Here is a 23,460-nt window from a genome sequence, read left to right as displayed (position 1 = left end):
GGTGGTTTGGTCATGCGATCCGCTCCAGGTCCTCCAGGAGCACGGCGTGGGCCAGCGGCACCCCGCGCGCGTACCGGGTCAGTTCGTCGACGGCGAGCGCGCCGAGCCTGCCCACCTCGTTGCCCTGGGCGCCCGCCATGTGCGGGGTGATGAAGACGTTGGGCAGGTCCCACAGCGGGTGTCCCGCGGGCAGTGGTTCCGGGTCCGTGACGTCGAGCACGGCGTCGATCCGGCCGCTGACCAGGTGTTCGGTGAGGGCTTCCGTGTCCACGAGCGGACCGCGCGCGGTGTTCACCAGGAGTGCGCCCGGGCGCATGAGGCCGAGCCGGCGGGCGTCGAGCAGATGGTGGGTCTCCGCGGTGTCCGGCGCGTGCAGGGTCACCACGTCGCTGGTCGCCACCAGGGTGTCCAGGTCGGTGCGGGTGGCGCCGAGCAGCTCCGCCTCGGCGTCGCCGACGTACGGGTCGTACAGGAGCACCTCGGCGTCGAGGGTGCGCAGCAGTTCCGCGACGCGACGGCCGATGCGCGAGGCGCCGACCACACCGACGGTGATACCGCGGGTGCCGAGCCAGTGGTGGCGCTCCAGATCGGCGTCGGTGCGGTGGGTGCGCCGGCTGCGGAAGAGATGGGCGAGCGGGAAGGCCCGCTTGGCGCCCAGGATGATCGCGGCGAGAGTGAACTCGGCGACCGGCACGGCGTTGGCCGCGGCCGCCGAGGAGACCGCGATACCGCGCTCGTAGGTCTCCCGGCTCAAGAACGTCTTCACGGTGCCGGCCGCGTGGATCACCGCGCGCAGCCGGGGCGCCCGGTCGAGCGCGGCCCTGTCGACCGGTGGGCAGCCCCAGCCGGTGAGCAGGACCTCGCACTCGGCGAGGGCCGCCCGCGCCTGCGGGCTGGTGAACTCCCGTACGACACGCGGAGGCCGGATGTCCGCGGTCTCCTCCAGGCGGGCCCGCACGGCGGGCGGGAAGACGTCGTCCACGACCGAGGAGTCCATCGCGAGGACCGTACGGGGCCGCCGCGGGGGCGGTGTGGCGCCGGTGGCCTTGGCCTCGACCGGCGCCTCGTCAGTGGTACGCACCCTGCCTCCGGACAGTAAACGTGTTCTATGGCGATACCGAACGGTAGGGAGCACGTCGCTCGACCGTCAAGGTCACAAAGAGGGTACGGCGGTCAAGTTGCCCTGGTACGGCCGGAAATGATGGTTTGAAGTGGCCGGTTCGCAGCGCTCTCGTGCCCCATCAAATCTCCGGATCTATTGACGATGGGGTTAACCGCTTACTAACTTGCCGCCGCAGAAACTCAGTTCCTGCGCCAACCGGCCGAACAGGACCGCTCCATGACTGTCTCCGCACCACCGACCGCCGTCGACCGCGTTCCCCGCAAGACCCTTTGGCAGCGCCTCAAGCGCGACAAAGTGATGCTGCTGCTGTGCCTGCCCGGCTTCCTGTACTTCGTGGTGTTCCACTACGTACCGCTGTTGGGCTACATGGTGGCTTTCCAGGACTACCAGCCCTACCTGGGCTACATGCACAGTGCCTGGACCGGCTTCACCAACTTCACGACGGCCTTCGCCGACCCCGGCTTCTGGTCGGCGACCGGCAACACGCTGGAGATCGCACTCGTCCAGCTCGTCCTGTTCTTCCCCGTGCCGATCGCGCTGGCACTGCTGCTCAACAGCATCGTCAGCGACAAGCTGCGCCGCTTCGTGCAGAGCGTCGTCTACCTGCCCCATTTCATCGGCTGGGTCATCATCGTCTCGATCTTCCAGCAGATCCTGGGCGGCGCCGGCGTCGTGCCCGACCTGCTCGCATCCCTCGGCCTGCCCCGCTACGACATGACGACCGACCCGAACGCCTTCCCCTGGCTGCTCGCGCTCCAGGTCATGTGGAAGGACGCCGGCTGGGGCACCATCATCATCCTTGCCGCACTGCTCTCCATCGACCGCGGCCTGTACGAGGCGGCGGCCATGGACGGCGCCGCTTGGTGGCGCCGCTTCTGGCACGTCACCCTGCCCGGCCTGTCCCCGGTGCTCGTCCTGCTGCTGATCCTCAACCTCGGCAACATCCTCACCGTCGGCTTCGAACAGATCCTGCTCCAGCGCGACGCCGTCGGCGCCGACGCCGGTGAAGTCCTCGACACATACGTCTACTTCCACGGCATCAAGGACAACCAATGGGGCACGGCGGCGGCCGTGGGCCTGGTGAAGGCGGTGATCGGCACCGTCCTCGTCATCGGCGCCAACAAGTTCGCCCACCGGCTCGGACATGAAGGGGTGTACCGCGGTGCTGACCGTTGAGACGTCCGCTGTGAAGACGCGTCGCGGGAGCGCAACCCGCCCCGCACCCGCGGCGGGAGAACTGAACCCGTCCGGCGCCCGGCCCCCGTGGATGGAGAAGCCCACCCGGCTCGGCCTCGTGCTCAAGGGCCTCGCCCTCGTGATCGTCGTGGGCCTGGTGGCATACCCGCTGATCGGTGTGATCGGCACGAGCTTCGCCTCGCAGACCGACATCATCAAGTCCAACGGGCTCGTCCTGTGGCCCGACCATCCCAGCCTCGACGCCTATCGCACCGCGTTCACCGGCGGGCGCGTCACCCGCGCCCTGTTCGTGAGCGTCGGTGTCACCGTCATCGGCACCGCCTGCAGCCTCCTCGCCACCATCGGCATGGCGTACGGGCTGTCGCGGCGCGGCATCGTCGGCGGCCGGTTCATCCTCATGACCTCCCTGTTCACCATGCTCTTCAACGCGGGCGTCATCCCCAATTTCCTCCTGGTGAAGGAGCTCGGTCTCTACAACACCTTCGCCGCGCTCGTCCTGCCCACCATGGTCAGCGCCTTCAACCTCGTCGTGATGCGGGCCTTCTTCATGAACCTGCCGGAGGAGCTGTACGACGCCGCGAAGATCGACGGCGCGGGCGACTTCCGGACCCTGATCCGGGTCGTACTGCCGCTGTCCAAGGCGGTCATCGCCGTCGTCGGCCTGTTCTACGCCGTCGCGTACTGGAACGCGTACTTCAACGCCCTGCTCTACCTCGGCGACAACGACAAGTGGCCGCTGCCCATGGTCCTGCGCACTTTCATCCTCCAGGGCCAGAACCTCGACACCGCGGCAGCCGGCGAGGCGGTCGCCCCGCAGCAGGCCGTGCAGATGGCCGTCCTCGTCATCGCCGTCGTGCCGATCCTGCTCGTCTACCCCTTCCTCCAGCGGTACTTCACCAAGGGCGTCCTCACCGGCGCCGTCAAGGGCTGACCGCGCTCCGATCAGCCGCTCGCGCTCCCCCCAACTCTCCCCGTGTCCCCTCGTATTGAGGAGTCCCGCCATGTCCGGCACCACATCCGTCAACCGCCGCACCCTGCTCCGATGGGGTGCCGGCGCCGGCCTCGCCGTCGCGGCGGCGCCGCTACTCGCCGCGTGCGGCGACGGCGGCACCGCCGCCAAGGCCGAGGCCAAGAGCGCCAAGCTGCTGCCGACCACCACCGTGCGCAACATCGGCATCAAGGCCGACCTGCCCGGCACCGCGACGGGCGTCCCGAACGCCTTCCTGAAGTACCCGCGCGAACTGGCCCGCGCCACCGAAGGCACCCCCCTCAAGGGTGCCAAGAAGATCACCGCGGTCACCGAGACGTTCGCGCCGCTGCCACCCGGCCGGGGCAAGAACGCCGCCTGGCGGGAGATCGAGAAGCTGCTCGGCACCCAGGTCGACTTCACGGCCGTGCCCGCGGACGACTATCCGGCGAAGTTCTCGACGATGGTTGCCGGTGACCAGTTGCCCGACATCTTCATGTACCCGGAGACGGGAGGTGTCGACAACATGGGCTCGTTCCTCGCCGCCACGTGCGCCGAGCTGGGCCCCCACCTCTCCGGTGACAAGGTCAAGGACTACCCCAACCTCGCGGCCATCCCCGAGTACGCCTGGCGCGACGCCATCAAGGGCGGCAAGCTCTACGGCATCCCGATCGCCCGCTCGGGCAGCGCCGGCGCCGGCTTCTACCGGGCCGACCTGTTCAAGCAGGCGGGCGTCACCAGCCTCGACCAGATCGACAGCATCGAGCGGCTCGTCGAGCTCGCCAAGGACCTCACGGACGCCAAGAACAAGCAGTACTTCTTCTCCGGCAGCAGCACCACCCTGCTCGCCATGTCGGCCGGCGCCCAGCACTTGTGGAAGTTCGACCGCAAGTCCGGCAAGTGGACGTACCAGCTGGAGGACGACAAGTACCGATACGCGGTCGAGACCGCCGCCAAGCTCTACAAGGCGGGCTGCTACTACCCGGGCACCGTGCAGATGTCCGGAGCCCAGAAGGCCCAGTACACGGATCTGTTCAAGAACGGCAAGGCCGCCTACGTCTTCGACGGCATGCCGGCGTACCTGACCACGGCCACCGGCTACGTCGACGCCATGGCGGCCATCGACGAGTCGTTCGACGTACGGCCCATGGTCCCGGTCGGCAAGGACGCGGTGACCTGGACCGACAACGTCTCGCTGCAGAACTGCTACGTCCGCAAGGCAAGCGAGGAGCGTGTCAGGGAACTGCTGCGGCTCGCCGACTTCGCCGCCTCGCCCTTCGGGTCGCTCGAATACACACTCATCAACTACGGCGTCGAGAACGTCGACTACAAGCGGGACGAGAACGGCACGCCCGTCCTCACCAAGCAGGGCACCCAGGACGTGACCGTGCCGTGGGGCAAGCTCGCTTCCGCGACACCCGCGTTCTTCAGCGCCACGCACCCGGAGGCCGCGCGCTACGTGCACGAGGCGTACTCCGTACTGATCCCGAAGCTCATCGAGGACCCGACCCTCAGCTACTCCTCGCCGACCTGGGACTCCAAGGGGCTCGGCAGCCTCTACACCATCCACCTCGACGGTCTGAAGGACCTGGTCACCGGACGCAAGCCGTTGTCCGCGTACGACTCGATCGTCAAGCACTGGCGCAACGCCGGGGGCGACAAGTGTCGCGCCGAGTTCGAGCAGGCCTCGCAGAAGGGGACCAAGTGACCACCAGCAGACGCGCGTTCCTCACCAAGGCGGCGGTCGCCGCCGCGATCACCGTACCGGTCCTGGGCTCGCCCGCCGGCGCCGCGGGGTTCGACCCGCGCCCAGGCTCCGACGGGGTCGGCGACCCGCTGTTCCCGACTCTCGGCAACGGCGGCTACCAGGTCGTCCACTACGACCTGACCTTCGACTTCACACCGGTGACGTACGACTTCACGGCCGTGGTGAAGCTGAACGCGCGGGCCACGCAGGACCTGTCGGCGTTCAACCTGGACACCGACGGCCACACCATCGACTCGATCACGGTGAACGGCCGCGCCGCGTCCCACGCCCTGTCCCCGGGCCAGTCCGGCCAGGAGCTGACGGTCACCCCGGAGACGCCGCTCCACAAGGGCGCCCCGTTCGACGTCACCGTCGCCTACCGCGGCAACGGCAAGGCGCCGCGGGCCGGACTGACCGGCTGGAAGTTCGGCTCGGACGGCGGCTTCGCCTCCGCCGTGCAGTCGTCACGGGCCGACACATTCCTGCCGTGCAACGACACGCCGTCCGACAAGGCCACCTGGACCTTCCACATCTCCGCGCCCGCGGGCTATGTCGCCACCGCCAACGGTGAGTTGACCGGGAAGGACAAGCGAGCCGACGGCTCGACCGTCTGGCACTTCGCGCTGCGCGAGCGCATGCCGACGGAGCTGCTCGGCATCGCCGTCGTCAAGGGCACGTATCTGTACGGCACTTCGCACACCGGGCTGCCGCTGCGCCACATCGTCCCGCAGGGCCAGGAGGACAAGTACGCCCCGATCGTCGCCCGCACTGCCGACCATCTCGCCTGGCTGGAAGCGAAGTTCGGCCGTTACCCGTTCTCCGTGTACGGCATCCACATCTACGACGGGTACACCGACGCCCTCGAGAACACGACTCTCACCCTGATGGGCACCAACTGGTTCAAGCTCAACGCCGACGGCAACCCGACGTACGAGAACACCATGGTGCACGAGCTGACCCACCAGTGGTTCGGCGACAGCGTCACGCCGAACGACTGGCAGCAGGCCTGGCTCAACGAGGGCCCCGCCGTGTACTACGCCGCGCTCCACAGCGAGGAGCGCGGCTGGTCGGTCATGGCCGACAAGATGAAGGCGACGTACGCCAAGCTCGACGCGATCCGCGCGAGTGACGGGCCGCCCGGCCTGCCCAAGGCCCTCGGCGGCACCAACATATACGACGGCGGCGCGCTGGTGCTCTACGCGCTCCGACTCCACGTGGGCCAGGAGAAGTTCGACCGGATCATGGGCCTGTGGCCGCGCCGCTTCAAGGACCGCACGGTCACCAGCGAGGACTTCATCGCCCACGCCGTCACCGTGGCGGGCGACCGCTCGCTGGACCCGTTCCTGCGGGACTGGCTGTTCGGCGCGAAGAACCCGCCGATGCCGGGCCACCCGGACTGGACGACCACGGCTTGACCGGTGGCGGCCGGATCACTGCCGCCCCGCACACATCAGCCCCGCACCTGAGTCGCACCCCCATTCCCCGGCCCGCCCCGAGCGGCGGGCCGTCCGAGCGGAAGGTCATCGTATGAGACCACGTACCCGCACAACTCGCACCGCCGGAGCCGCTTTCCTCGCCGGCGCGGCGCTGCTCCTCAGCCCGCTGCCCGCCGCCGAGGCGGCCTCGGTCCCCAAGGTCCTGTACGCCGCACCGCACGGCTCCGGGTCCCACTGCACCCTCGGGCGTCCTTGCTCGGTGGAGGGCGCCCGGGACGCCGCCCGAGCCGTCACCGGACGCGACGTGCGCGTCGAACTGGCTGGCGGTACGTACGAATTGAGCGCTCCGTTGAAGCTCGGCGCGGAGGACTCCGGAGTCACCTGGGCCGCGGCCCGCGGCGCGCGGCCCGTGCTCTCCGGCGGCCGGGCCCTGACCGGCTGGACCGTGAACGGCGACGGAACCTGGACCGCGAAGGTGCCCGAGGGCATCACCCCGCGCCAGCTGTTCGTCGACGGGCAACGGGCCGTGCGCGCCCGGGGCGGGTCCTGCGCCGCCACCGTGTGCGACGCCACAAAGACCGGCATGACCGGCGCCGAGAAGACCGGTATCGCCGACTGGACCCGGCCCACCGACGCCGAGGCCGTCATCAGCGTCCGCTGGCGCAACTACCACTGCCGGATCGCCGCCGTCACCGGCGACGTCATGACCTTCGCCCAGCCCTGCTGGACCAACTCGGCCTCCGGGACCGACCGCACCGGGCCCGCCTGGGACACGACGACCGTCGACTCGTCCCGCTACTCCAAGGTCGCCTTCTTCGAAAATGCCCGCGAACTCCTCGATCAGCCGGGCGAGTTCGTCTGGGACTCGGCCGCACGCACCGTCACATACCTGCCCCGCAAGGGGGAGGACCCGCGCCGCTCCAAGGCCGTCACCCCGGTCACGGAAGGGCTGCTCGAGCTCGACGGCGCCCACGACGTCCGCGTCACCGGCATCGGCTTCGCCTACGCCGCCTACCAGCAGCCGAACACGGACGAGGGCTACGCGGGCATGCAGGCCGGCCTGACCCTGACCGGCGCCACCGGCCCCGTCGACCACGCGGGCCGCTACTACACCAAGCCCGCCGCCGCCCTCAGCGTCCGCGGCGGCCGCCACGTGGTGGTCGACCACAGCACCTTCACCCACCTCGGCGGCGCGGGCGTGATCTTCGAACGGGGCACCCAGGACTCCACGCTCACCCGCTCCCGCTTCACCGACCTCTCCTCCGGCGCCGCGTACATCGGCGACACGGAACCCATGCCGGCCCCCGAACTCGTAGGGGCCCGCAACACGGTCTCGCACAACACCATCCGCCACACGGGCGTGGAGTACACGGACGCCGTCGGTATCTGGGCGGGCTACGAGGCCGGAACCGCCATCGACCACAACACCCTCGACGGCCTGCCGTACTCCGGCATCTCCGTCGGCTGGGGCTGGAACCAGCCCGAGGCCCGGCAGTCCGTGCTCCGCGACAACCGCATCACGAACAACCGGATCACCGACGTCATGCGGGTCGAGCACGAGCAGCACGACGGCGGCGCCATCTACACCCAGGGCGCCCAGCCCGGCACCGTGATCTCCGGCAACTACATCAACCGCAGCGCGTACGGGAACACCGAACGCGACGGCAACGGCATCTACCTCGACGAACAGTCCAGCCACATCGCCGTCACCAAGAACGTCATCACGCGCATCGGCTACAAGTGGGTCTCCAACTGGGCCGACTACGGCATCGACAACCACGCCACCGGCAACTGGACCGACACCGACGCCCCGGCCCTCGCGGGCACCGGCTCGACCATGGCCGACAACCACACGAAGCTGGACCGGCTCCCGGCCGAGGCCGTCAAGGTCGCCGAGGCCGCCGGCGCGAACGGCCGCGGCAGCGTCGAACAGCTCCGCCCCGACCTGGCCCGCACCGGCACCGTCAGCCAGTCCTCCACGGACGGCACGGCCACGGCGGCCAACGCCACCGACGGCGACACCTGCACCGACACCCGCACGCTCTCCGAGGCGGGCGCCTGGTGGCAGGTGGACCTCGGCGCCGCCCACCACGTCGGACAGGTCGAGGTCTGGAACAACACCTCCATGACGACCACCGACTTCGACGTGCAGCTCGCCACCGCGGCCGACTTCTCCGACGCCACCACCGTGCACGTCACCGGCAAGGCCCTGCGCCCCACCCTCCTCGACACCGACACCGAGGCCCGCTACGTCCGCATCCGGCTCACCGGCACCGGGCGGGTGGCCCTCGCCCACGTCCTGGTGCACCCGTAGCCCGGAGCACCGGAGGGGGACGCCGCGGACCAGTCATCGGGTCCGCGGCGGCCCCGTGCTTCCATGCTCGCGCGCTCCGCACCATTCGAGGACGTGTCGCTCGTCAACATGCGCCTCGACAACGGGGTGCTCGCGGCCTACCAGCAGTGCCACGTCACGCCGGACTACCGGCGCAACTACACCGTCATCGGGGACGCCGGCCGGCTGGAGAACTTCGGGGACGGCCCTGGGGGAGTGGTCAAGGTGTGGAACTCCCGCCGCTCCGCCCACCGGGCCGACGCCGACGCCGAGTACCGCGTCCCGGACGCCGAGGACAACGCCGGGCATGGCGGCGCCGACCCGCTCCTGATCGACGAGTTCGTGCGGTTCGTGCGCGAGGGCGGCGTCACAGACACCTCGCCGGTCGCCGCGCGCATGGCCGTCGCGGCCGGGGTGCGGGCCACCGAGTCGCTGCGCGCGGGCGGCGCTCCCCGCGAGATGTCGAAGAACGCGCCGTGCGCGAGGGACGCGACGACCCGGCCGATGAGCATGACGCCGAAGCTGGGCGCGAAGGCGGACAGGCTGTTGCCGATGACGAACAGCCCCATCAGGAACATCAGCATCTTCTTGCGGGACGCCTTGGTGCCCAGCACGGTCAGGAGCGGCGCACCGATGACGACGCCCAGGGCGTAGCCGGAGACCAGCCAGCCGGCGGCCGGGATGGTGACGCCGAAGTCGCCTGCGACCTGGGGCAGCCATGATCACGAATTCGGTGGTGCCGATCCCGAAGGCCCCGATGGCCAGGGCCAGGAGCGCGAGAGGCATGGGGAGCTACCTTCCAAGTGATTGCTCGAGGGGCTTACGACCGAGAGCAATGGTTGCAAGCGCGGGATACGGGTAGGCGTAACAAGAGGTGTAACGTATTTGCCTTCGTGTGCAACCGTTGACGGGACGGCCCGGCGAAGGAGGCCCCGATGACCGCAAGCGTCCCCGCGCACGGTGAGCTTCGATGAACGCTGCGAACGCCTGCAGGGCAAGGGAGCTGTCCGGCGCATGGGAAGCAGCGGCAAGACCACGGTCATCACTGACGGCGGCTGCCGAGGCGCCGGCCTGGTGATCCCTACCGGCGCCAGAAAGGCCAGTCCGATCTCCCGGACTGAAAGGAGGGGCGCAACGCCTCCCACCGCAAGGTCCGCGCCCGTAGGGCGCACCTGGCCCGGCATTTCGGCACGTCCCGCCGAGACAAGGGCCGACAGGCGCGGCCCGCCAAGGGGCGAGGGGGGACAAGTTAATTTATTGCGCAGCTTACCGGCTGGAATAAATAACCCGTGCATGCAATTATTCTGGTGCCCGCACCCGCCGCGCGGTCGACGCGGGTTGATCACGTCGCTTTGCCGCAAGGCAGCCAGGCCACGCACAAGGAGTCTTGAGTTGACCTCCCTCTTCACCCCCTACGTCCTCAGGTCGCTGACGATCCCCAACCGCATCTGGATGGCGGCCATGTGCCAGTACAGCGCGGCGCCGGAAGGTGAATCGGTCGGAGCCCCGACGGACTGGCACTTCGCTCACCTCGCTGCGCGCGCCTCCGGCGGAACCGGCCTGATCATCACCGAAGCCACAGCCGTCAGCCCTGAGGGCCGCATCTCCCCCTATGACCTGGGCATCTGGAACGACACACAGGCCGCCGCCTTCCGGCGCATCACCGCGTTCCTCAAGACGCAGGGCACCGTTGCCGGTATCCAACTGGCCCACGCCGGACGCAAGGCCTCGACCGAGCGCACCTGGGTGGACCGTGGGCGCCAGATCACTCCCGACGAGCCCTACGGCTGGACGCCGGTCGGCCCCAGCGCCATCCCCTTCGACGAGTCGTCGACGAAACCCGAAGAACTGACCACGGAGCGCATCGGTGAGATCGTCCGGGAGTTCGCCGACGCCGCCAAGCGTGCACTCGCGGCCGGATTCGAAGTCGCCGAGATCCACGGCGCCCACGGCTACCTCATCCACCAGTTCCTCTCCCCCCACAGCAACCACCGCAGCGACGAGTACGGCGGCTCCTTCGAGGGCCGCACCCGCTTCGCCCTGGAAGTCGTCGACGCCGTCCGCGCCGTGTGGCCGGAGGACCTGCCGGTCTTCTTCCGCGTCTCCGCCACCGACTGGCTCACCGAGAACCCCGAGGACGACCGGAGCGGCTGGACCGCGGACGACACGGTCCGATTCGCCAAGGAACTCCACGCCCACGGAGTGGACCTGCTGGACGTCTCCACGGGCGGGAACGCCCCCAACGCCAAGATCGTGACTGGCCCCAACTACCAGGTGCCCTTCGCCGAGCAGGTCCGCAACGAAAGCGACATGCCAGTGGCGGCCGTAGGCATGATCACCGAGCCCGCCCAGGCTCAGGAGATCATCGCCTCGGGCAAGGCGGACGCCATCCTCCTGGCACGTGAACTCCTGCGCAACCCGTACTGGGCTCGCCGCGCCGCCGAGGAACTCGACGGCCAGGTTGCCTCTCCCGTTCAGTACCACCGCGCGTGACAGCACGGACGGGCCCCTGAGCCCGGCCCGTGCGGCGCATACGGAATTCACGCACCGGACCTCACGCAGCGCGTGTCTCTCGCCCCTGGCCGCTTGGACGTGAACTGGGGAGTTCAGGGCTCGCACCCTCTCAAAGGGTGCGAGCCCACTATGGCGGCGCCCCGGCGGAGTCTCCGAGATGGCCTTGACCACGGCAGCGCAGAAGCCGACGTCGGCGAGCACATGCGCCGCCTCGACATCGCTGCGCACGCGCTCTGTGGCCGCAGGCGCGCACGTACGGGGAGTTGGAGGCGACCGCGTGTGCTCATCCCAGATCGGCCGTAGCGTCCGGACAGATTGAAGCTCGCCCAGCCACGGCGGGGCACCAAGTCCGTCGAGGTCCGCCACAGGGGGATGGCTTCCAGGTCCGCCGGTGAGGACCTCGCCCAGCGCGCGGATCGTGGTCGTGGAGGGACGCTTCGCCTTGTCGCTGCGCCGCGGCCTGCCCGCGGCGGCCAGCTGCAGCACGGCCGCGAGCTCCGTTCTCGCCCGTGTTCCATCTGACCAGCCACGTGCCGAGCGCGCTGGCCCCGTACGCTCCCCAGAGCCACCCGAACCGCCGCCTCAACCGGTGGCCGTTTGTCATGTCCGACGCCCCTCGTCGCTCACCCGCACAACCGATCCGCGATCGGAAGCATTCCAAGTGAGCACCACAGCCAGGGATCAAACAACTACAGAGCGGTCGGCCACAACCAACGGTTGTGACCGTAGAGTGTCGGCATGGACCTCGACGCCGTCCGGACCTTCGTCGCCGCCGCCGATGCGGGGCAGTTCCAGGAGGCCGCCGCCGAGCTGGCGGTCACCCAGCAGGCCGTCTCCAAGCGCATCGCCGCGCTGGAGCGCAACCTCGGCGTGCGGCTGTTCACCCGCACGCCGCGCGGCGCCGAGCTCACCATCGACGGGCAGGCGTTCCTGCCCCACGCACGCGAGCTGCTGCGCGCCGCCGAGCGCGCGGTCGCGTCCGTGCGCACCGGCCGCCGTCCACTGCGCGTCGACGTGATCAACTCGCGCGGCGCGGCGACGGGCCTGATGCGCGGCTTCCACCGCGCGCACCCCGAGACCGAGCTCGACGTGGTGATGCTGTTCGACGTCGAGACGGCCGTCGCCGCCATCCGGTCCGGTGCGATCGACGCGTCCTTCCGCGCCGTCGCCATGCCCGGCCGGCCCCTACCCGAGGACATCGAGTCCGTCCGGGTGCTCGACGAGCCGCTCCAGCTCCTCACCGGCCCCGCCCACGCGCTGGCGGGCGCCCGGTCGGTGACTGTCGCTCAGCTCGCCGGTCACCGGATCTGGATGCCCGGCATCGTCCCCGGAACCGAGTGGGCCGCCTACTACGACGACCTCGTCGCCGAGTTCGGCCTCACCATCGAGGCGACCGGCCCCAACTTCGGCTCCGACGCGCTCCTCGACACCGTCGCCGACACCCCGGCCCTGTCCACCTTCATGAGCGAGCAGACCCGCCTCGTCTGGCCCGCCGGCCACGGCCTGCGCCGCATCCCGGTCACCGACCCGACCCCCGTGTACCCGCACTCGCTCCTCTGGCACCGCGACAACCACCACCCAGCGCTAGCCACCCTCCGCGCTCACCTCGCCGCCACAGCGGCCGGCCACGACGCCGCCGGGACCTGGGCGCCGGGCTGGGTGATTCCGCACTGAACGCCGCCGGTCATCGTGGCCGGATCGACGGACGGCGGCTCGGGGCAGGCGTGGCCATCGGCAACTTCAACCACCCCCATCGCACCGCGCAGACCAGGGCCCTGCCTGCCTACCTGCGCCGGCGCAACGACAACACCCGTCACCGCGACGTCCGGGCCGCCGAACCCAGGCAACGCGCTCGCATCCGAAGCGAGAAAGGCATCCGCTGGGGTGGCCGACCGCTCTCAGCAGCGGCCTGACCACCCAGCCCGACGAACCTCACTTTCTCGCCGGAGACAGCTGAGCACAGGCCCGGGGTGCGCCGTCCCAGCGCCATGTGGTCAGACGACGGCGTCCGGGCAGTTCGGCGCGTCCGGTGGCCCACAACAGGGTGGGCCAGGGTTTCGTGGATTCCGGTACGTCTGGAAACAGCCGGGCGAGAACTCGCGCGCACAGGTCGGCTGGTGGGTTCCAGGCGAGCCCGAGCCCTTGCGCCAGGTCGTGCGTGTGTACCAGGGTCTCCACGATTCCCATGGCGGCGAAGCCCTCGGGGTCGGAAGTGCCGAAGACGTGGTGGGCGCGGGTCTGCGGCGGCCTCGTGCGCACCATGGCGACCAGCAGCGCACCACTCGCCTCCAACACCTGCAACAGGCCGGCGGGACCCGCCTCGCGGTTCGCGTGAATGGCGTTCGCCGGGCCGCCTGGCCGTCGGCTCTCCCACACGAAGGGCACCTCCCCGTCCAACGGCGGTGCTTTGGGGCCCAGTTGCACGGCGTACGCGAAGAGGTCGTCGCTGAGGTGCTCGACGGTCTCCCAGCAGTCCCATTCCAGCGAACCGGCCTTACCGTCCCACGCGGCTGGCGGCGCCTCGCGAAGGACCGTCACAGCGAGCTGCACGGCAAGGTCGAGGTCGTCCGCAGTAACAAGGATCGGAGAGAGGCCAGTCTCGGCTGATCGGGACATGGCAGGACCGTACCGCGACCGGAAGGAGTCACGCCCTCCTTTTGTCATGCTGTCTGAACGTATGCGCGTGCGCGAGATCGGTGACGACGAAGGGCAGAGCCTGCTGTGGATTCTGCTGCTGCACCTGCACGGCTCGTCCTGCGGCGGCTTCGTGCTTTGTTTGCTGGCAGGCCTTCTCCTGCCGTGCGTTGACCGCACGCGGCCCGGAGCGCGCAGAGAGGGAGGGCCGCAGCCGTTCGGGGCGCGGCCTTCCTCCTCATCCCAGGTCGAAGGTGTTGGGCAGGCCGAGCCGGTAGCGCACCTCGTCGATACGTTTGAGGGGCTCCAGTTCCTGGGGGCGGTACAGCTCCCAGATCCGGCACCGGTCGGCGTCCGAGCCGTCCTGGTCGAGCAGCGCGTTGACGGCCCGTCGCGCCGACTCGTTGGCGCCTTCCATCGTCGCCAGGTCCACGTCGGTGCGGACGTAGTCGCCGGCGAGGAAGAAGTTCGGCACGGCGGTCTTCGCCGACGGGCGGTTGTAGAGCGTGCCCGTGGGATGGATCAGGAGCGGCTCGCGGTTCTGCGGATCGGGGCCGCCGAGCCCTGTCACGGCCGGGTCCATGAACCAGCCGAGCCGGTCGGTGTCCGTGAGCGTCGTCTTACCGGAGTCGTTCAGGGCGTCCTTCAGTTGCGCCCAGCACTCCTCGACGATCTCCTCACGCGTGCACTCATGGGCCGTCTTGCCGTACAGGATCCCCGGCTTGTCCCACTCCGAGACGATGACGGACAGGCAGTCATGGGCGCGTCCGTCGCCGTAGTCCTGCGAGAAGTTCCGTACGTCCCAGAACTGTGCCTGCCCGATCCCCGTCACCGACCACGGCGAGTCGAGGCAGTTGATGTGCCCGTGGACGACGGGCGTCGGGGTGCGCAGATAGAACTGCACACCGGTCATCCAGTCCGTCTGCAGCGCGTCGCACCGGGCGAGCTGTGGGTCGGCCGCGCGCAGGGCGGCACCCCACGCACGCCGGGCGTGCTCGACGGGCATGGCGCAGACGTAGTGGTCGGCGGTGACGGTGCGTTCGCCGCTGCCGTCACGGGCCGAGACTCTCACGCCGGTGACCCGTCCACCCTCGTACAGCACCTCCTGCACCTGGGTGTCGAGAACGAACCGAACGCCCAGAGAGCGCAGGTGTGCGGACCAGGGGTCGATCCACGCCTCGCTGGTAGGGGCGTTGAGCACCCGGTCGATGTCGGCGTCGCCGTCCATGCCGCGGCCCAGCAGACCCCACAGCAGCAGCGCCTCGATGATGACGCGGCCGACGGTGCGGGTGGAGGCGACCTGGGCGCGGGTGGCGACGAGGTTGCGGGTCTGTCCGATGCCGAGGAGCGTGCGGTACTCCTCGCTCATTCGCTCGGCGCGGATGAAGTCCCACCAGGAAGTCTTCTCCCACTGGTCCTCGCGGCGTGCGTCGCAGCTGGTGAGGTGGACGAGGACACGGTCGGCGAAGTAGGCGGCCTCGTTCGCGGGGAGCCGGCTGCCCAGGTCCAGGACGGAGAGGATCTGGTCGCGGATCCACGACGGGGTGATGTCGCCGGGCGCGGGCGGGGTGGCGACCCGTCGCAGGGGGAAGTGAAGGTCCGGGCGGCCCGCCTCGCGGGCGAAGAGCGCCTCGGTGCCGCTGCGGAGGTTGCCGTGGACGCCGTCTGCGTTGCCGGGGAAGGGGATGCGGCGCATGCTGTCCGGCAGGTTCCGGTAGAAGCCCGGGAAGAAACGGAAGCCGTGTTCGCCGGGCAGGGGTCTGCGGCCGCCCGTGCCGGTTCCGGGGACGTTCATCGAGCGCGCCTTGCCGCCGAGCACGTCGTAGTACTCGTAGACGGTGACGGTGTAGCCGCGTTCGGCGAGTTCATGGGCGGCGCTGAGTCCAGCGACGCCGCCGCCGAGGACGGCGACGTGCTTGCCGGCGGAGGCCGCGGCAGCGGCGGGGCCCGGCCGCAGGGCGAGGGCGCCCGCCGCAACCCCCGCACCCGTGAGGAATCGTCTGCGGGTTGTTCCCTGGTGTTCTGTTGTCATGGATACGGGAGGTTAGGGAGAGCGGCGACTCGGCGACAGGTCGTGGTTCGGTCACCCACTGCATCCTCACAATGTTGGTGGCTGTGGACGGCACCACCTCGGCGGCGTTTCCCCTCCCGGCTGACCCGGGCATGGACGTCCCCCTGCTGCAGGTCGCGCTGCGCCTGCCGGACGTCGGTCACATCGGCGCGTTGGGCTCCCGACGCACCCACCGGGGCCGGTGGAACCGGCCGACGGAGGCAGGGCTGATCGAGACCGAGTTGGAACGGCTCTCCAGCCCGATCGGCCTGGACCGGGGCGCCCGGACCCCGGAGGAGTCCGCCGTCTCCATCGCGGCCGAGATCATCGCCCTGAAGGGCGGCGGCTGCGGACTCCGGCTGACCGACAGACCGACCGGACGGGGCCGATCCCCCCGGTTTCAGCCTTTGACAGCAACCGCTCCCACCGCGCAGTTGGACGTCGCATATGGTGAAAGAGCCGTACAGAAATCCACTTGATGGAAGAATCGGACGCGGGGCCGACGGCTCGCAGGGATGGGGAGTGCCGCTGTGGGGCTTCAAGATGACCATGACGTCACCCGGCAGCGATTCGATGTGGCGGATGCCGCACCGCTGCTGCTGGACGCCCACGCGGCCGTGACCAGCTGGACCCCCGACGTGGAACGCCTGCTCGGGTATCCGGCCTCCGAGGCTGTCGGCCGGCCCGCGGCGGAGCTGCTGATGCCCGACGACGCGGCGCGTGTACCCGAGCTGGCCCAGCGGTGCCGCGCGAACGCAGGATGGATCGGGCTGCTGACGGCCCGGCACCGCGACGGGCACCCCGTCAGGCTGATGGTGCGGATCGTCCTGGCCCCGGAGGTGCACGGCCAGGATCGGTGGCTGGTGCTCCTCCAGGAACTGGACGGTGCTCCGGGATGGGGGATGAGCCGAGGAATCCTCGAACGCATGGTGTCCCAGTCCCCGGTGGGCATAGCGATCCTGGACACCGACCTGCGGTACGTGTGGTCGAATGCAGCCCTGTCCCGGTTCGGCGGAGGCGCTCCGTACGAACGACTGGGCAAGCGGCTCGCCGACGTCCAGCCCGGACTCGACGCCGAGGGGTACGAGGCCCGGATGCGCCGGGTCCTGAAGACCGGCGAACCGGTCCTCGCCTTCGAGACCGTGGGCCGGGTACGGGCGGCCCCGCACCGGGAGACGGCGTACTCGATATCGTTCACCCGACTGGAGGACGACCACGGGCACCCCGTCGGAGTGTTCTACACGGTCGAGGACATCACCGAGCGCTACCGCGCCCAGCAGCGGCTGGCCCTACTCGACCAGGCGGGCCAGCGCATGGGACGCTCGCTGGACGTGACGCGGACCGCTCAGGAACTGGCCGACGTATCCGTCCCCGGGCTCGCTGACTTCGTCACCGTGGACCTGCTGGAGTCTGTGCTGAGCGGCATGGAGCCCCCGCCGGGGCCGCTGAGCGACTACGACCTCGCGTCACTTCGCCGCGCCGGGCACCAGTCCACGAAAGACGGGGTTCCCGAAGCGGTCGTGGACATCGGTGCCGCGGCCTCTTACCTGGTCGGCTCGCCACCGATCCGCTGCCTGACCAGCGGCAGCTCTTGGCGGGAAGAGCGGCTGGACCCGCTGGCCCCGCTGTGGGCGGCAGGCCGTCCGGCCGAACGGAAAGCCACGTTCCTGGGTCTCGGCCTGCACAGCGTGATGATCGTGCCGATCCAGGCGCGGGGCATCATGCTGGGTGTCGCCACGTTCTTCCGGCGTGAGCATCAGGAAGCGTTCTGCGAGGAAGACCTCAACCTGGCGGAAGACCTCGTGGCCCGTGCGGCGGTCTGCATCGACAATGCCCGCCGCTATACCCGGGAACGCGACGCGGCCCTCGTTCTGCAGCGCAACCTTCTCCCGCACCGGCTCCCGGAACAGGACGCGGTGGCGGTGGCCGCCTGCTACCGGCCGGCCGACGAGCTCACCGGCCTCGGCGGCGACTGGTACGACGTCATCCCACTGTCCGGAGCGCGGGTCGCGCTGGTGGTGGGCGAGGTCCCCGGTCACGGCATCGACGCGGCCGCGGCGATGGGACAGCTGCGCGCTGCCGTACGCACCCTCGCCGACCTGGATCTGTCTCCCGAGGAGGTGCTCGCCCACCTCGACGACCTGGTCGCCCAGGCCGCACGGGACGAGAACGTCGAATCCGGCGCTCCGGCCGCCGGCGGCCGCCGGGCCGTTGGCGCCGGCTGCCTGTTCGCGATCTACGATCCGGTCACTGGTCGAAGCGCCATGGCCAGCGCGGGACACCCGGTGCCGGCGCTCATCAGCCCCGACGGCAAAGTCACGTTCGCCGAATTGCCGGTCGGACCACCCCTCGGCGTAGGCGGCCCGCCCTTCGAGGCAGTGGAACTCGACCTGCCGGACGGCACCGTAATCGCCCTCCACACCGACGGCCTCCTCAAGGCGCAGGGCGACGCGGACACTGACCCCGGCGTGGCGAGGGAGCGTCTGCGTCGCCACCTGGAGCGCGCCGACCCCTCACTCGACCACCAGTGTCGCGCCGTGACCCACGAACTGGTCCCCGTCCGCCCGCACGACGACGCGGCCCTGCTGATCACGCACCAGGCGCCTCGGCACCCAGCAGGTCGCCACCTGGGACCTGCCCACCGACCCGGTGGTCGTCGCCGAGGCTCGCAGAATGAGCACCCGGCAGCTCGCCGCCTGGAGTCTGGACGAGCTGACCTTCACCACCGAGCTCGTGGTCAGTGAACTCGTCACCAACGCGATGCGGCATGCCGTCGGTCCCATCCGGCTGCGCCTGATCCTGGAGCGGTCCCTGATCTGCGAGGTGTTCGACGGCGGAGCCACCGCCCCGCACCTGCGCCATCCGAAGACGACCGACGAGGGTGGCCGCGGCCTGTTCCTGATCTCCCAGTTCACCCGGCGCTGGGGCACCCGTTACCTGCCGGAGGGCAAGGTCATCTGGGCCGAGCAGTCCCTCACGGAGCCTGTTGTGTGACCTGGTACCGACCACTGTCCGCGGTCGCTCGGTGCAGTGGGTGGCGTTCTTCGGCTTCTCCTCCAGCGTCCTGACGGCGACCCGCTCGACGTCCCCGTCGGTGATCTTCCGCGGGACCCAGGGCCGCGGCTCGTTGGACAGGCCGTCCAGGCCGCACTCCAGGAAGCGCCGCCGCCAGGTGCGGACCGTGTCCGCGGAGATGCGCAGCCGGCGCGACACCTCCATGATCGGGTGCCCGTCGGCGCACTCCGGCACGATCCGCGACCGCTGGGCCAGAGCCTGGGCCGTCGCATGACGACACACCCAGCCCGCCAGCACGGCCCGCTGGGCATCGGTCACCGACAACGGCGGAATCTTCGGACCCGACCACTCACACCGCACCGACGACGAATCTCCGACTCAGGTCAGCGGCCGGCCGCACGTCCCGTCGGTCAGTCGGTTCTCCGCGGGGCGAGAGTGGAGTCGCAACAACCGTTTCTTGCTGGCCAGCGGCGGATGAGGCCGAGGTTGGTGGCGGTGGCGACGGCGGCGGTGCGTGAGTCGACGTCGAGTTTGGTGTAGATGCGGGCCAGGTGGGATTTGACGGTTCCCTCGGTGAGGTGGAGGCGGTGGCCGACGTCCTGGTTGGACAGGCCCTCGGCGACCAGGGAGAGGACTTCGGTCTCGCGCCGTGTCAGGGCGGTGCCGGGAGTGCGCAGCCGGTTCATGAGTCTCTCGGCGACCGTGGGTGCGAGGGTGGTGCGGCCGGCGGCGGCGGTACGCACGGCGGCGGCCAGGTCCTCGGGAGGGGCGTCCTTGAGGAGGTAGCCGGTGGCGCCGGCTTCGATGGCGGGCAGGGTGTCGGCGTCGGAGTCGTACGTGGTGACGACCAGAACACGGGGGGCGTCTGATCGGGCGGTGATCCGGGCGGTGGCTTCGGCGCCGCCCATGCCTTTGCCGAACTGCAGGTCCATCAGCACGACGTCGATGTCGCCTGCGGCGGCGCGGGCGACAGCGTCCTCGGCGGTGGCGGCTTCGGCCACGACCACGAGGTCGGGTTCGGTTTCCAGCACGGCGCGCAGCCCGGCGCGCACCACGGGATGGTCGTCGGCCAGGAGCAGGCGGATGGGGGTGTCGGTCATGGGCGGGCCTGGGTCTCGGTCTCGGTCTCGGCGGGTGGGGCGAGGGGCAGCTGGGCGGCCAGGGCACAGCCCTGGCCGGGGGCGGATTCGATGGTCAGGGTGCCACTGAGCGCGTGCATGCGGGCGTGCATGGCTGCCAGGCCGAAGCCACCGCTTTCGGGGTCGGTGGCGGGCAACTGGTCGGGGTCGAAGCCGACGCCGTCGTCGACGACTTCCAGGGTGACGTGGTCGCCGAGGTAGCTGAGTGTGGTCTGGACGGTGGTGGCGTTGGCGTGGCGGACGGTGTTGGCGAGGGCGGACTGGGCGATGCGCAGCAGGGCGACATCGTGCTCGGTCGGCAGCGGCGCCGGGTCGCCGGTGAGGTGGAAGCATGCGGTGATCTTGTGGCGGGCGCTGGTGGCGGCACACAGGCGTTCCAGCGCGCCGACCAGGGTGGTGCCGTCCAGGGAGGGCGGAGTGAGGGCGGCCACGAAGCGGCGGGCCTCGGCGAGGTTGTCCACCGCGGCCTGGCGGGCCGCCTCCACGTGGCGGACGGCGGCATCGGGCCGGCCGGGCAGAGCACGCTCGGCGGCGCGCAGCAGCAACTGGATACTTGACAGGCCCTGGGCCAGGGTGTCGTGGATCTCGCGGGCCAGACGCTCGCGTTCAGCCAGCACGCCCGCGGTGTGCTGCGCTTGTGCCAGGTCGGCGCGGGTGACGGTGAGCTCCTCGATCAGACGCCTGCGGCGTTCGCTCTCCTGGTACAGAGCCTCGTACCCCCACACCACCGCCACCGCTACAGCGGCGCCGAGCCCGGGGCCGATCACCATGGCCGGGCTGAAGGAGCGCTGATGGGCGGCGAAGGCGATGATCGCCGCCAGCGCGGTCGCGGCCACGGCGGTCAGTCCGGCGCGGCGCGGCAGCAGGTGGAGCTGGAGGAAGTACAGGGGGAAGGCTACCCACACCCCGTCAGGGGACAGGCCCAGGAGCACCAGCCACACGACACCCACGGCGGCCAGCCACCAGGCGGCGGCCCACCGGGAGAGGCGGATGCGAGGCAGGAGGGGCCCGGCCGCGTACACCAGAGCGCATGCCGTCGCCGCTGCGACGATCAACCCGGCGTGCGGTCGGCTGTCGGTCACGGCCCGGCCGGCGGCCAGGGCGAGCAGGCCGATGACCAGCAGGTGCAGGCACCAGGTCAAGGCCCGGGTGGTCGGGGTGAGGGTGGGGGCAGTGGTGTTCACAGTCCTTCCAGACTAAGGAAGCAGACCCTTGCGTGGCCTCCATCGAAAGTTGGAATCCGCGTGCTGCCTTCCGATCCGCGAAATGTCGTCCCCCGCCAGATGCCCACGCAGGGAGCTGAGGACGACAGTGGGGGCATACCACGTCGGCCGCCGGAAAGGACAGTCAAGGCCGTGTTCGTCGCCTGGAGAGACCTGAAGTTCGCCAAGGGGCGCTTCGCCCTCATGGGAACCGTCATCGTGCTGATCAACCTGCTGGTCGGGCTGTTGTCCGGGCTGACCGCCGGGCTGGGGCAGCAGAACATCTCCGCGATCACCGGCCTGCCCGCCGACAAGATCGCCTTCAATGCGCCCGACGGCGAACAGGACCTGTCGTACGCCAACTCCGCTGTCACCGAGAAGCAGTGGCAGCAATGGGCCAGGTCGCCCGGCGTCACCAGGGCCGAACCGCTCGGCATCACCACCACCAGAGCCACCGCCGGTGGCAACAGCGCCGGGGTCTCCGTTTTCGGTGTTCGGCCAGGCTCCCACCTCGCTCCGGGCAGCAGCGGAATCAGTGACAGCGCGGCGGTGCTGTCTGCCACGGCCGCCGACGACCTCGGCCTCAAGCCCGGCGACAGCTTCACCCTGGCCGGGCAGGACCTGACTGTGGCCGCCGTGCAGGGCGATGCCTACTTCAGCCACACCCCGGTCATCTGGACCAGCCTCGACGTCTGGCACCAGACCGCACCCCCCACCGGCATCGGCGACAGCCGGACCGCGACCGTGATCGCCCTGAACACCGCCCCCGGTGCCGACGTGACGGCCGTCGACCAAGCTGCGGGCACGAAGACGGTCTCCAAGGACGACTCGCTGTCCGCGATCGGCTCCTACACCTCCGAAAACGGCTCCCTGCAGCTGATGCGCGGCTTCCTGTTCGCCATCTCCGCACTCGTCATCGGCGCCTTCTTCACTGTGTGGACCATCCAGCGCAGCGGCGACGTCGCCGTCCTCAAGTCCCTGGGCGCCTCCACCGCCCACCTCCTCAAGGACGCCCTCGGCCAGGCCGTCGTCCTGCTCGCCGGCGGCACCCTGATCGGCACCGGCATCGCCGCCGCCCTGGGCTCCATCGTCTCCGGCTCGGCCGTGCCGTTCCTCCTCACTCCCGCCACCGTCCTTTTCCCGGCTGCGGTGATGATCCTGCTCGGCGTGCTAGGGGCCGCCCTGTCCATCCGCCGCATCACCTCCGTCGACCCGCTGACCGCCCTGGGGAACGCCCGATGAGCCTGCACCTGACCGACATCACCCTCACCTACCCCGACGGTGAAACCCGCCTGACCGCCCTGGACCACGTCACCCTGGACGTCTCCCGAGGCAGCCTGACCGCCGTGGTCGGACCGTCCGGCTCCGGCAAGTCCAGCTTGCTGGCTGTCGCCGCCACCCTCGTCACCCCGGATGCCGGCACCGTCACCATCGACGGCATCACCACCACCGGCATGACCCGCGGCGAACTCACCGCCCTGCGCCGTCACAAGATCGGCATCGTCTTCCAGCAGCCCAACCTGCTGCCCTCCCTCACCGCCGTGGAACAACTCCAGGTCATGGCCCACATCGACGGCCGCTCCCTTACCAAGGACCGTGGCCGGGCCATGGAACTCCTCGGCGCCGTCGGCCTCGCCGATCACGCGCACCGACGCCCCCACCAGCTCTCCGGCGGCCAGCGCCAGCGCGTCAACATCGCCCGTGCCCTGATGAACAACCCCACCGTCCTCCTGGTCGATGAGCCCACCAGCGCCCTCGACCACGAACGCGGCGCCGCTGTCATCGACCTGATCACCCACCTCACCCACCAGCAGGGCACCGCCACCGTCCTGGTCACCCACGACCGCGCCCATCTCACCGCCGTCGACCAAATCGCCGAAGTCCATGACGGACGCCTCCACCTCCCCACGCCGGCCCAGTGAACTTCGCCGTTGCGATGCGGGGTCATGAATGCTCCAACCGGGATGCGTGTGATGCGGACACAGGACTTCAGTAGGTGGGCGGTGCCCTCACCCAGAGGGCTCCGGCCTCGACGATCCGGTGCGGATCACTGCTGTGGATAGCGGATCGAGTCCTGACCCAGATTCGCTCGATTCTGTTGTCA

General features: G+C 70.0%; 15 protein-coding genes and 5 pseudogenes. 13 read left to right on the top strand and 7 right to left on the bottom strand.

All coding sequences use genetic code 11. The features are described from left to right. Positions 1–10: 10 nt before the first annotated feature. Positions 11–1,081, bottom strand: a complete 1,071-nt coding sequence (locus tag ACFY4A_RS36965; RefSeq protein ID WP_390833693.1) for a hydroxyacid dehydrogenase — start codon at positions 1,079–1,081, stop codon at positions 11–13. A gap of 258 nt (positions 1,082–1,339) precedes the next feature. Here ACFY4A_RS36965 and ACFY4A_RS36960 point away from each other — a divergent pair, with 258 nt between their 5' ends. The 6 genes and pseudogenes from ACFY4A_RS36960 to ACFY4A_RS36935 form a co-directional block, all read left to right on the top strand. Further along, the gene (locus ACFY4A_RS36960; protein ID WP_390833692.1) at positions 1,340–2,299 is read left to right on the top strand and encodes an ABC transporter permease; all 960 of its coding nucleotides are present in this window, start codon (positions 1,340–1,342) and stop codon (positions 2,297–2,299) included. 91 nt (positions 2,300–2,390) lie between these two features. Further along, a complete protein-coding gene (locus ACFY4A_RS36955) occupies positions 2,391–3,251 on the top strand; it encodes a carbohydrate ABC transporter permease (RefSeq protein WP_390833691.1) in 861 nt (286 codons plus the stop codon). 70 nt (positions 3,252–3,321) lie between these two features. Further along, entirely contained in the window at positions 3,322–4,995 is a 1,674-nt protein-coding gene (locus tag ACFY4A_RS36950; protein WP_390833690.1) for a hypothetical protein, read from the top strand. After that, complete coding sequence (locus tag ACFY4A_RS36945; RefSeq protein ID WP_390833689.1) at positions 4,992–6,449, top strand: M1 family metallopeptidase; 1,458 nt, start codon at positions 4,992–4,994, stop codon at positions 6,447–6,449. Before ACFY4A_RS36950 ends, ACFY4A_RS36945 begins: the two co-directional genes overlap by 4 nt. 112 nt (positions 6,450–6,561) lie before the next feature. Further along, a complete protein-coding gene (locus ACFY4A_RS36940; RefSeq protein ID WP_390833688.1) occupies positions 6,562–8,784 on the top strand; it encodes a right-handed parallel beta-helix repeat-containing protein in 2,223 nt (740 codons plus the stop codon). A gap of 87 nt (positions 8,785–8,871) precedes the next feature. After that, positions 8,872–9,264 (top strand): annotated as a pseudogene (locus tag ACFY4A_RS36935) (Gfo/Idh/MocA family oxidoreductase); the annotation flags it as partial. Here the strand turns inward: ACFY4A_RS36935 and ACFY4A_RS36930 are convergent. Beyond that, positions 9,261–9,588: pseudogene (locus tag ACFY4A_RS36930) on the bottom strand (MFS transporter); the annotation flags it as partial. The pseudogenes ACFY4A_RS36935 and ACFY4A_RS36930 overlap by 4 nt on opposite strands. 606 nt (positions 9,589–10,194) lie before the next feature. Here ACFY4A_RS36930 and ACFY4A_RS36925 point away from each other — a divergent pair. The 3 genes and pseudogenes from ACFY4A_RS36925 to ACFY4A_RS36915 all read left to right on the top strand — a co-directional run. After that, entirely contained in the window at positions 10,195–11,295 is a 1,101-nt protein-coding gene (locus tag ACFY4A_RS36925; RefSeq protein WP_390833687.1) for an NADH:flavin oxidoreductase/NADH oxidase, read from the top strand. Between the two features lie 759 nt (positions 11,296–12,054). Continuing rightward, positions 12,055–12,990, top strand: coding sequence for a LysR family transcriptional regulator (locus tag ACFY4A_RS36920; protein ID WP_390833686.1), 936 nt, complete (start codon positions 12,055–12,057; stop codon positions 12,988–12,990). Between the two features lie 56 nt (positions 12,991–13,046). Next, a pseudogene (locus tag ACFY4A_RS36915) lies at positions 13,047–13,229 on the top strand (IS630 family transposase); the annotation flags it as partial. Between the two features lie 19 nt (positions 13,230–13,248). Here the strand turns inward: ACFY4A_RS36915 and ACFY4A_RS36910 are convergent. Beyond that, on the bottom strand, positions 13,249–13,932 hold the full coding sequence (locus ACFY4A_RS36910; RefSeq protein WP_390833685.1) for a maleylpyruvate isomerase N-terminal domain-containing protein: 684 nt from the start codon (positions 13,930–13,932) through the stop codon (positions 13,249–13,251). 256 nt (positions 13,933–14,188) lie between these two features. Then, complete coding sequence (locus tag ACFY4A_RS36905) at positions 14,189–15,982, bottom strand: FAD-dependent oxidoreductase (RefSeq protein ID WP_390833684.1); 1,794 nt, start codon at positions 15,980–15,982, stop codon at positions 14,189–14,191. An 83-nt stretch (positions 15,983–16,065) separates the two neighbouring features. On the opposite strand from ACFY4A_RS36905, the gene ACFY4A_RS36900 reads away from it, so the two are divergent. Further along, positions 16,066–16,479, top strand: a complete 414-nt coding sequence (locus ACFY4A_RS36900; protein WP_390833683.1) for an XdhC family protein — start codon at positions 16,066–16,068, stop codon at positions 16,477–16,479. Positions 16,480–16,530: 51 nt separating this feature from the next. Next, a pseudogene (locus tag ACFY4A_RS36895) lies at positions 16,531–18,994 on the top strand (SpoIIE family protein phosphatase). 144 nt (positions 18,995–19,138) lie between these two features. On the opposite strand, the pseudogene ACFY4A_RS36890 reads toward ACFY4A_RS36895, so the two are convergent. The 3 genes and pseudogenes from ACFY4A_RS36890 to ACFY4A_RS36880 all read right to left on the bottom strand — a co-directional run. Then, positions 19,139–19,219: pseudogene (locus tag ACFY4A_RS36890) on the bottom strand (hypothetical protein); the annotation flags it as partial. A 206-nt stretch (positions 19,220–19,425) separates the two neighbouring features. Beyond that, entirely contained in the window at positions 19,426–20,115 is a 690-nt protein-coding gene (locus ACFY4A_RS36885; RefSeq protein ID WP_390833682.1) for a response regulator, read from the bottom strand. Continuing rightward, positions 20,112–21,338, bottom strand: coding sequence for a sensor histidine kinase (locus tag ACFY4A_RS36880; RefSeq protein ID WP_390833681.1), 1,227 nt, complete (start codon positions 21,336–21,338; stop codon positions 20,112–20,114). The genes ACFY4A_RS36885 and ACFY4A_RS36880 overlap by 4 nt, the downstream gene beginning before the upstream one ends. A 171-nt stretch (positions 21,339–21,509) precedes the next feature. Here ACFY4A_RS36880 and ACFY4A_RS36875 point away from each other — a divergent pair, with 171 nt between their 5' ends. Both ACFY4A_RS36875 and ACFY4A_RS36870 read left to right on the top strand, forming a co-directional pair. Then, positions 21,510–22,598: an ABC transporter permease gene (locus ACFY4A_RS36875; protein WP_390833680.1), complete on the top strand. Its 1,089-nt coding sequence runs from the start codon at positions 21,510–21,512 to the stop codon at positions 22,596–22,598. Further along, positions 22,595–23,278 (top strand): ABC transporter ATP-binding protein, encoded by a 684-nt coding sequence (locus ACFY4A_RS36870; RefSeq protein WP_390833679.1) that lies wholly within the window; start codon positions 22,595–22,597, stop codon positions 23,276–23,278. Before ACFY4A_RS36875 ends, ACFY4A_RS36870 begins: the two co-directional genes overlap by 4 nt. Positions 23,279–23,460: the final 182 nt, after the last annotated feature.

Source organism: Streptomyces sp. NPDC001292, from assembly GCF_042896465.1.
GTDB lineage: Bacteria > Actinomycetota > Actinomycetes > Streptomycetales > Streptomycetaceae > Streptomyces.
The sequence above is the reverse complement of the archived record's forward strand: the minus strand, read 5'-3'. Positions and strand labels throughout refer to the sequence as shown.

Bases quoted from the DNA above. Each gene is read 5' to 3' on its own strand.
- ACFY4A_RS36920 (WP_390833686.1), top strand. From the start codon at position 12,055: ATGGACCTCGACGCCGTCCGGACCTTCGTCGCCGCCGCCGATGCGGGG.
- ACFY4A_RS36905 (WP_390833684.1), bottom strand. From the start codon at position 15,982: ATGACAACAGAACACCAGGGAACAACCCGCAGACGATTCCTCACGGGT.
- ACFY4A_RS36950 (WP_390833690.1), top strand. From the start codon at position 3,322: ATGTCCGGCACCACATCCGTCAACCGCCGCACCCTGCTCCGATGGGGT.
- ACFY4A_RS36870 (WP_390833679.1), top strand. From the start codon at position 22,595: ATGAGCCTGCACCTGACCGACATCACCCTCACCTACCCCGACGGTGAA.
- ACFY4A_RS36955 (WP_390833691.1), top strand. From the start codon at position 2,391: ATGGAGAAGCCCACCCGGCTCGGCCTCGTGCTCAAGGGCCTCGCCCTC.
- ACFY4A_RS36910 (WP_390833685.1), bottom strand. From the start codon at position 13,932: ATGTCCCGATCAGCCGAGACTGGCCTCTCTCCGATCCTTGTTACTGCG.
- ACFY4A_RS36960 (WP_390833692.1), top strand. From the start codon at position 1,340: ATGACTGTCTCCGCACCACCGACCGCCGTCGACCGCGTTCCCCGCAAG.
- ACFY4A_RS36940 (WP_390833688.1), top strand. From the start codon at position 6,562: ATGAGACCACGTACCCGCACAACTCGCACCGCCGGAGCCGCTTTCCTC.
- ACFY4A_RS36885 (WP_390833682.1), bottom strand. From the start codon at position 20,115: ATGACCGACACCCCCATCCGCCTGCTCCTGGCCGACGACCATCCCGTG.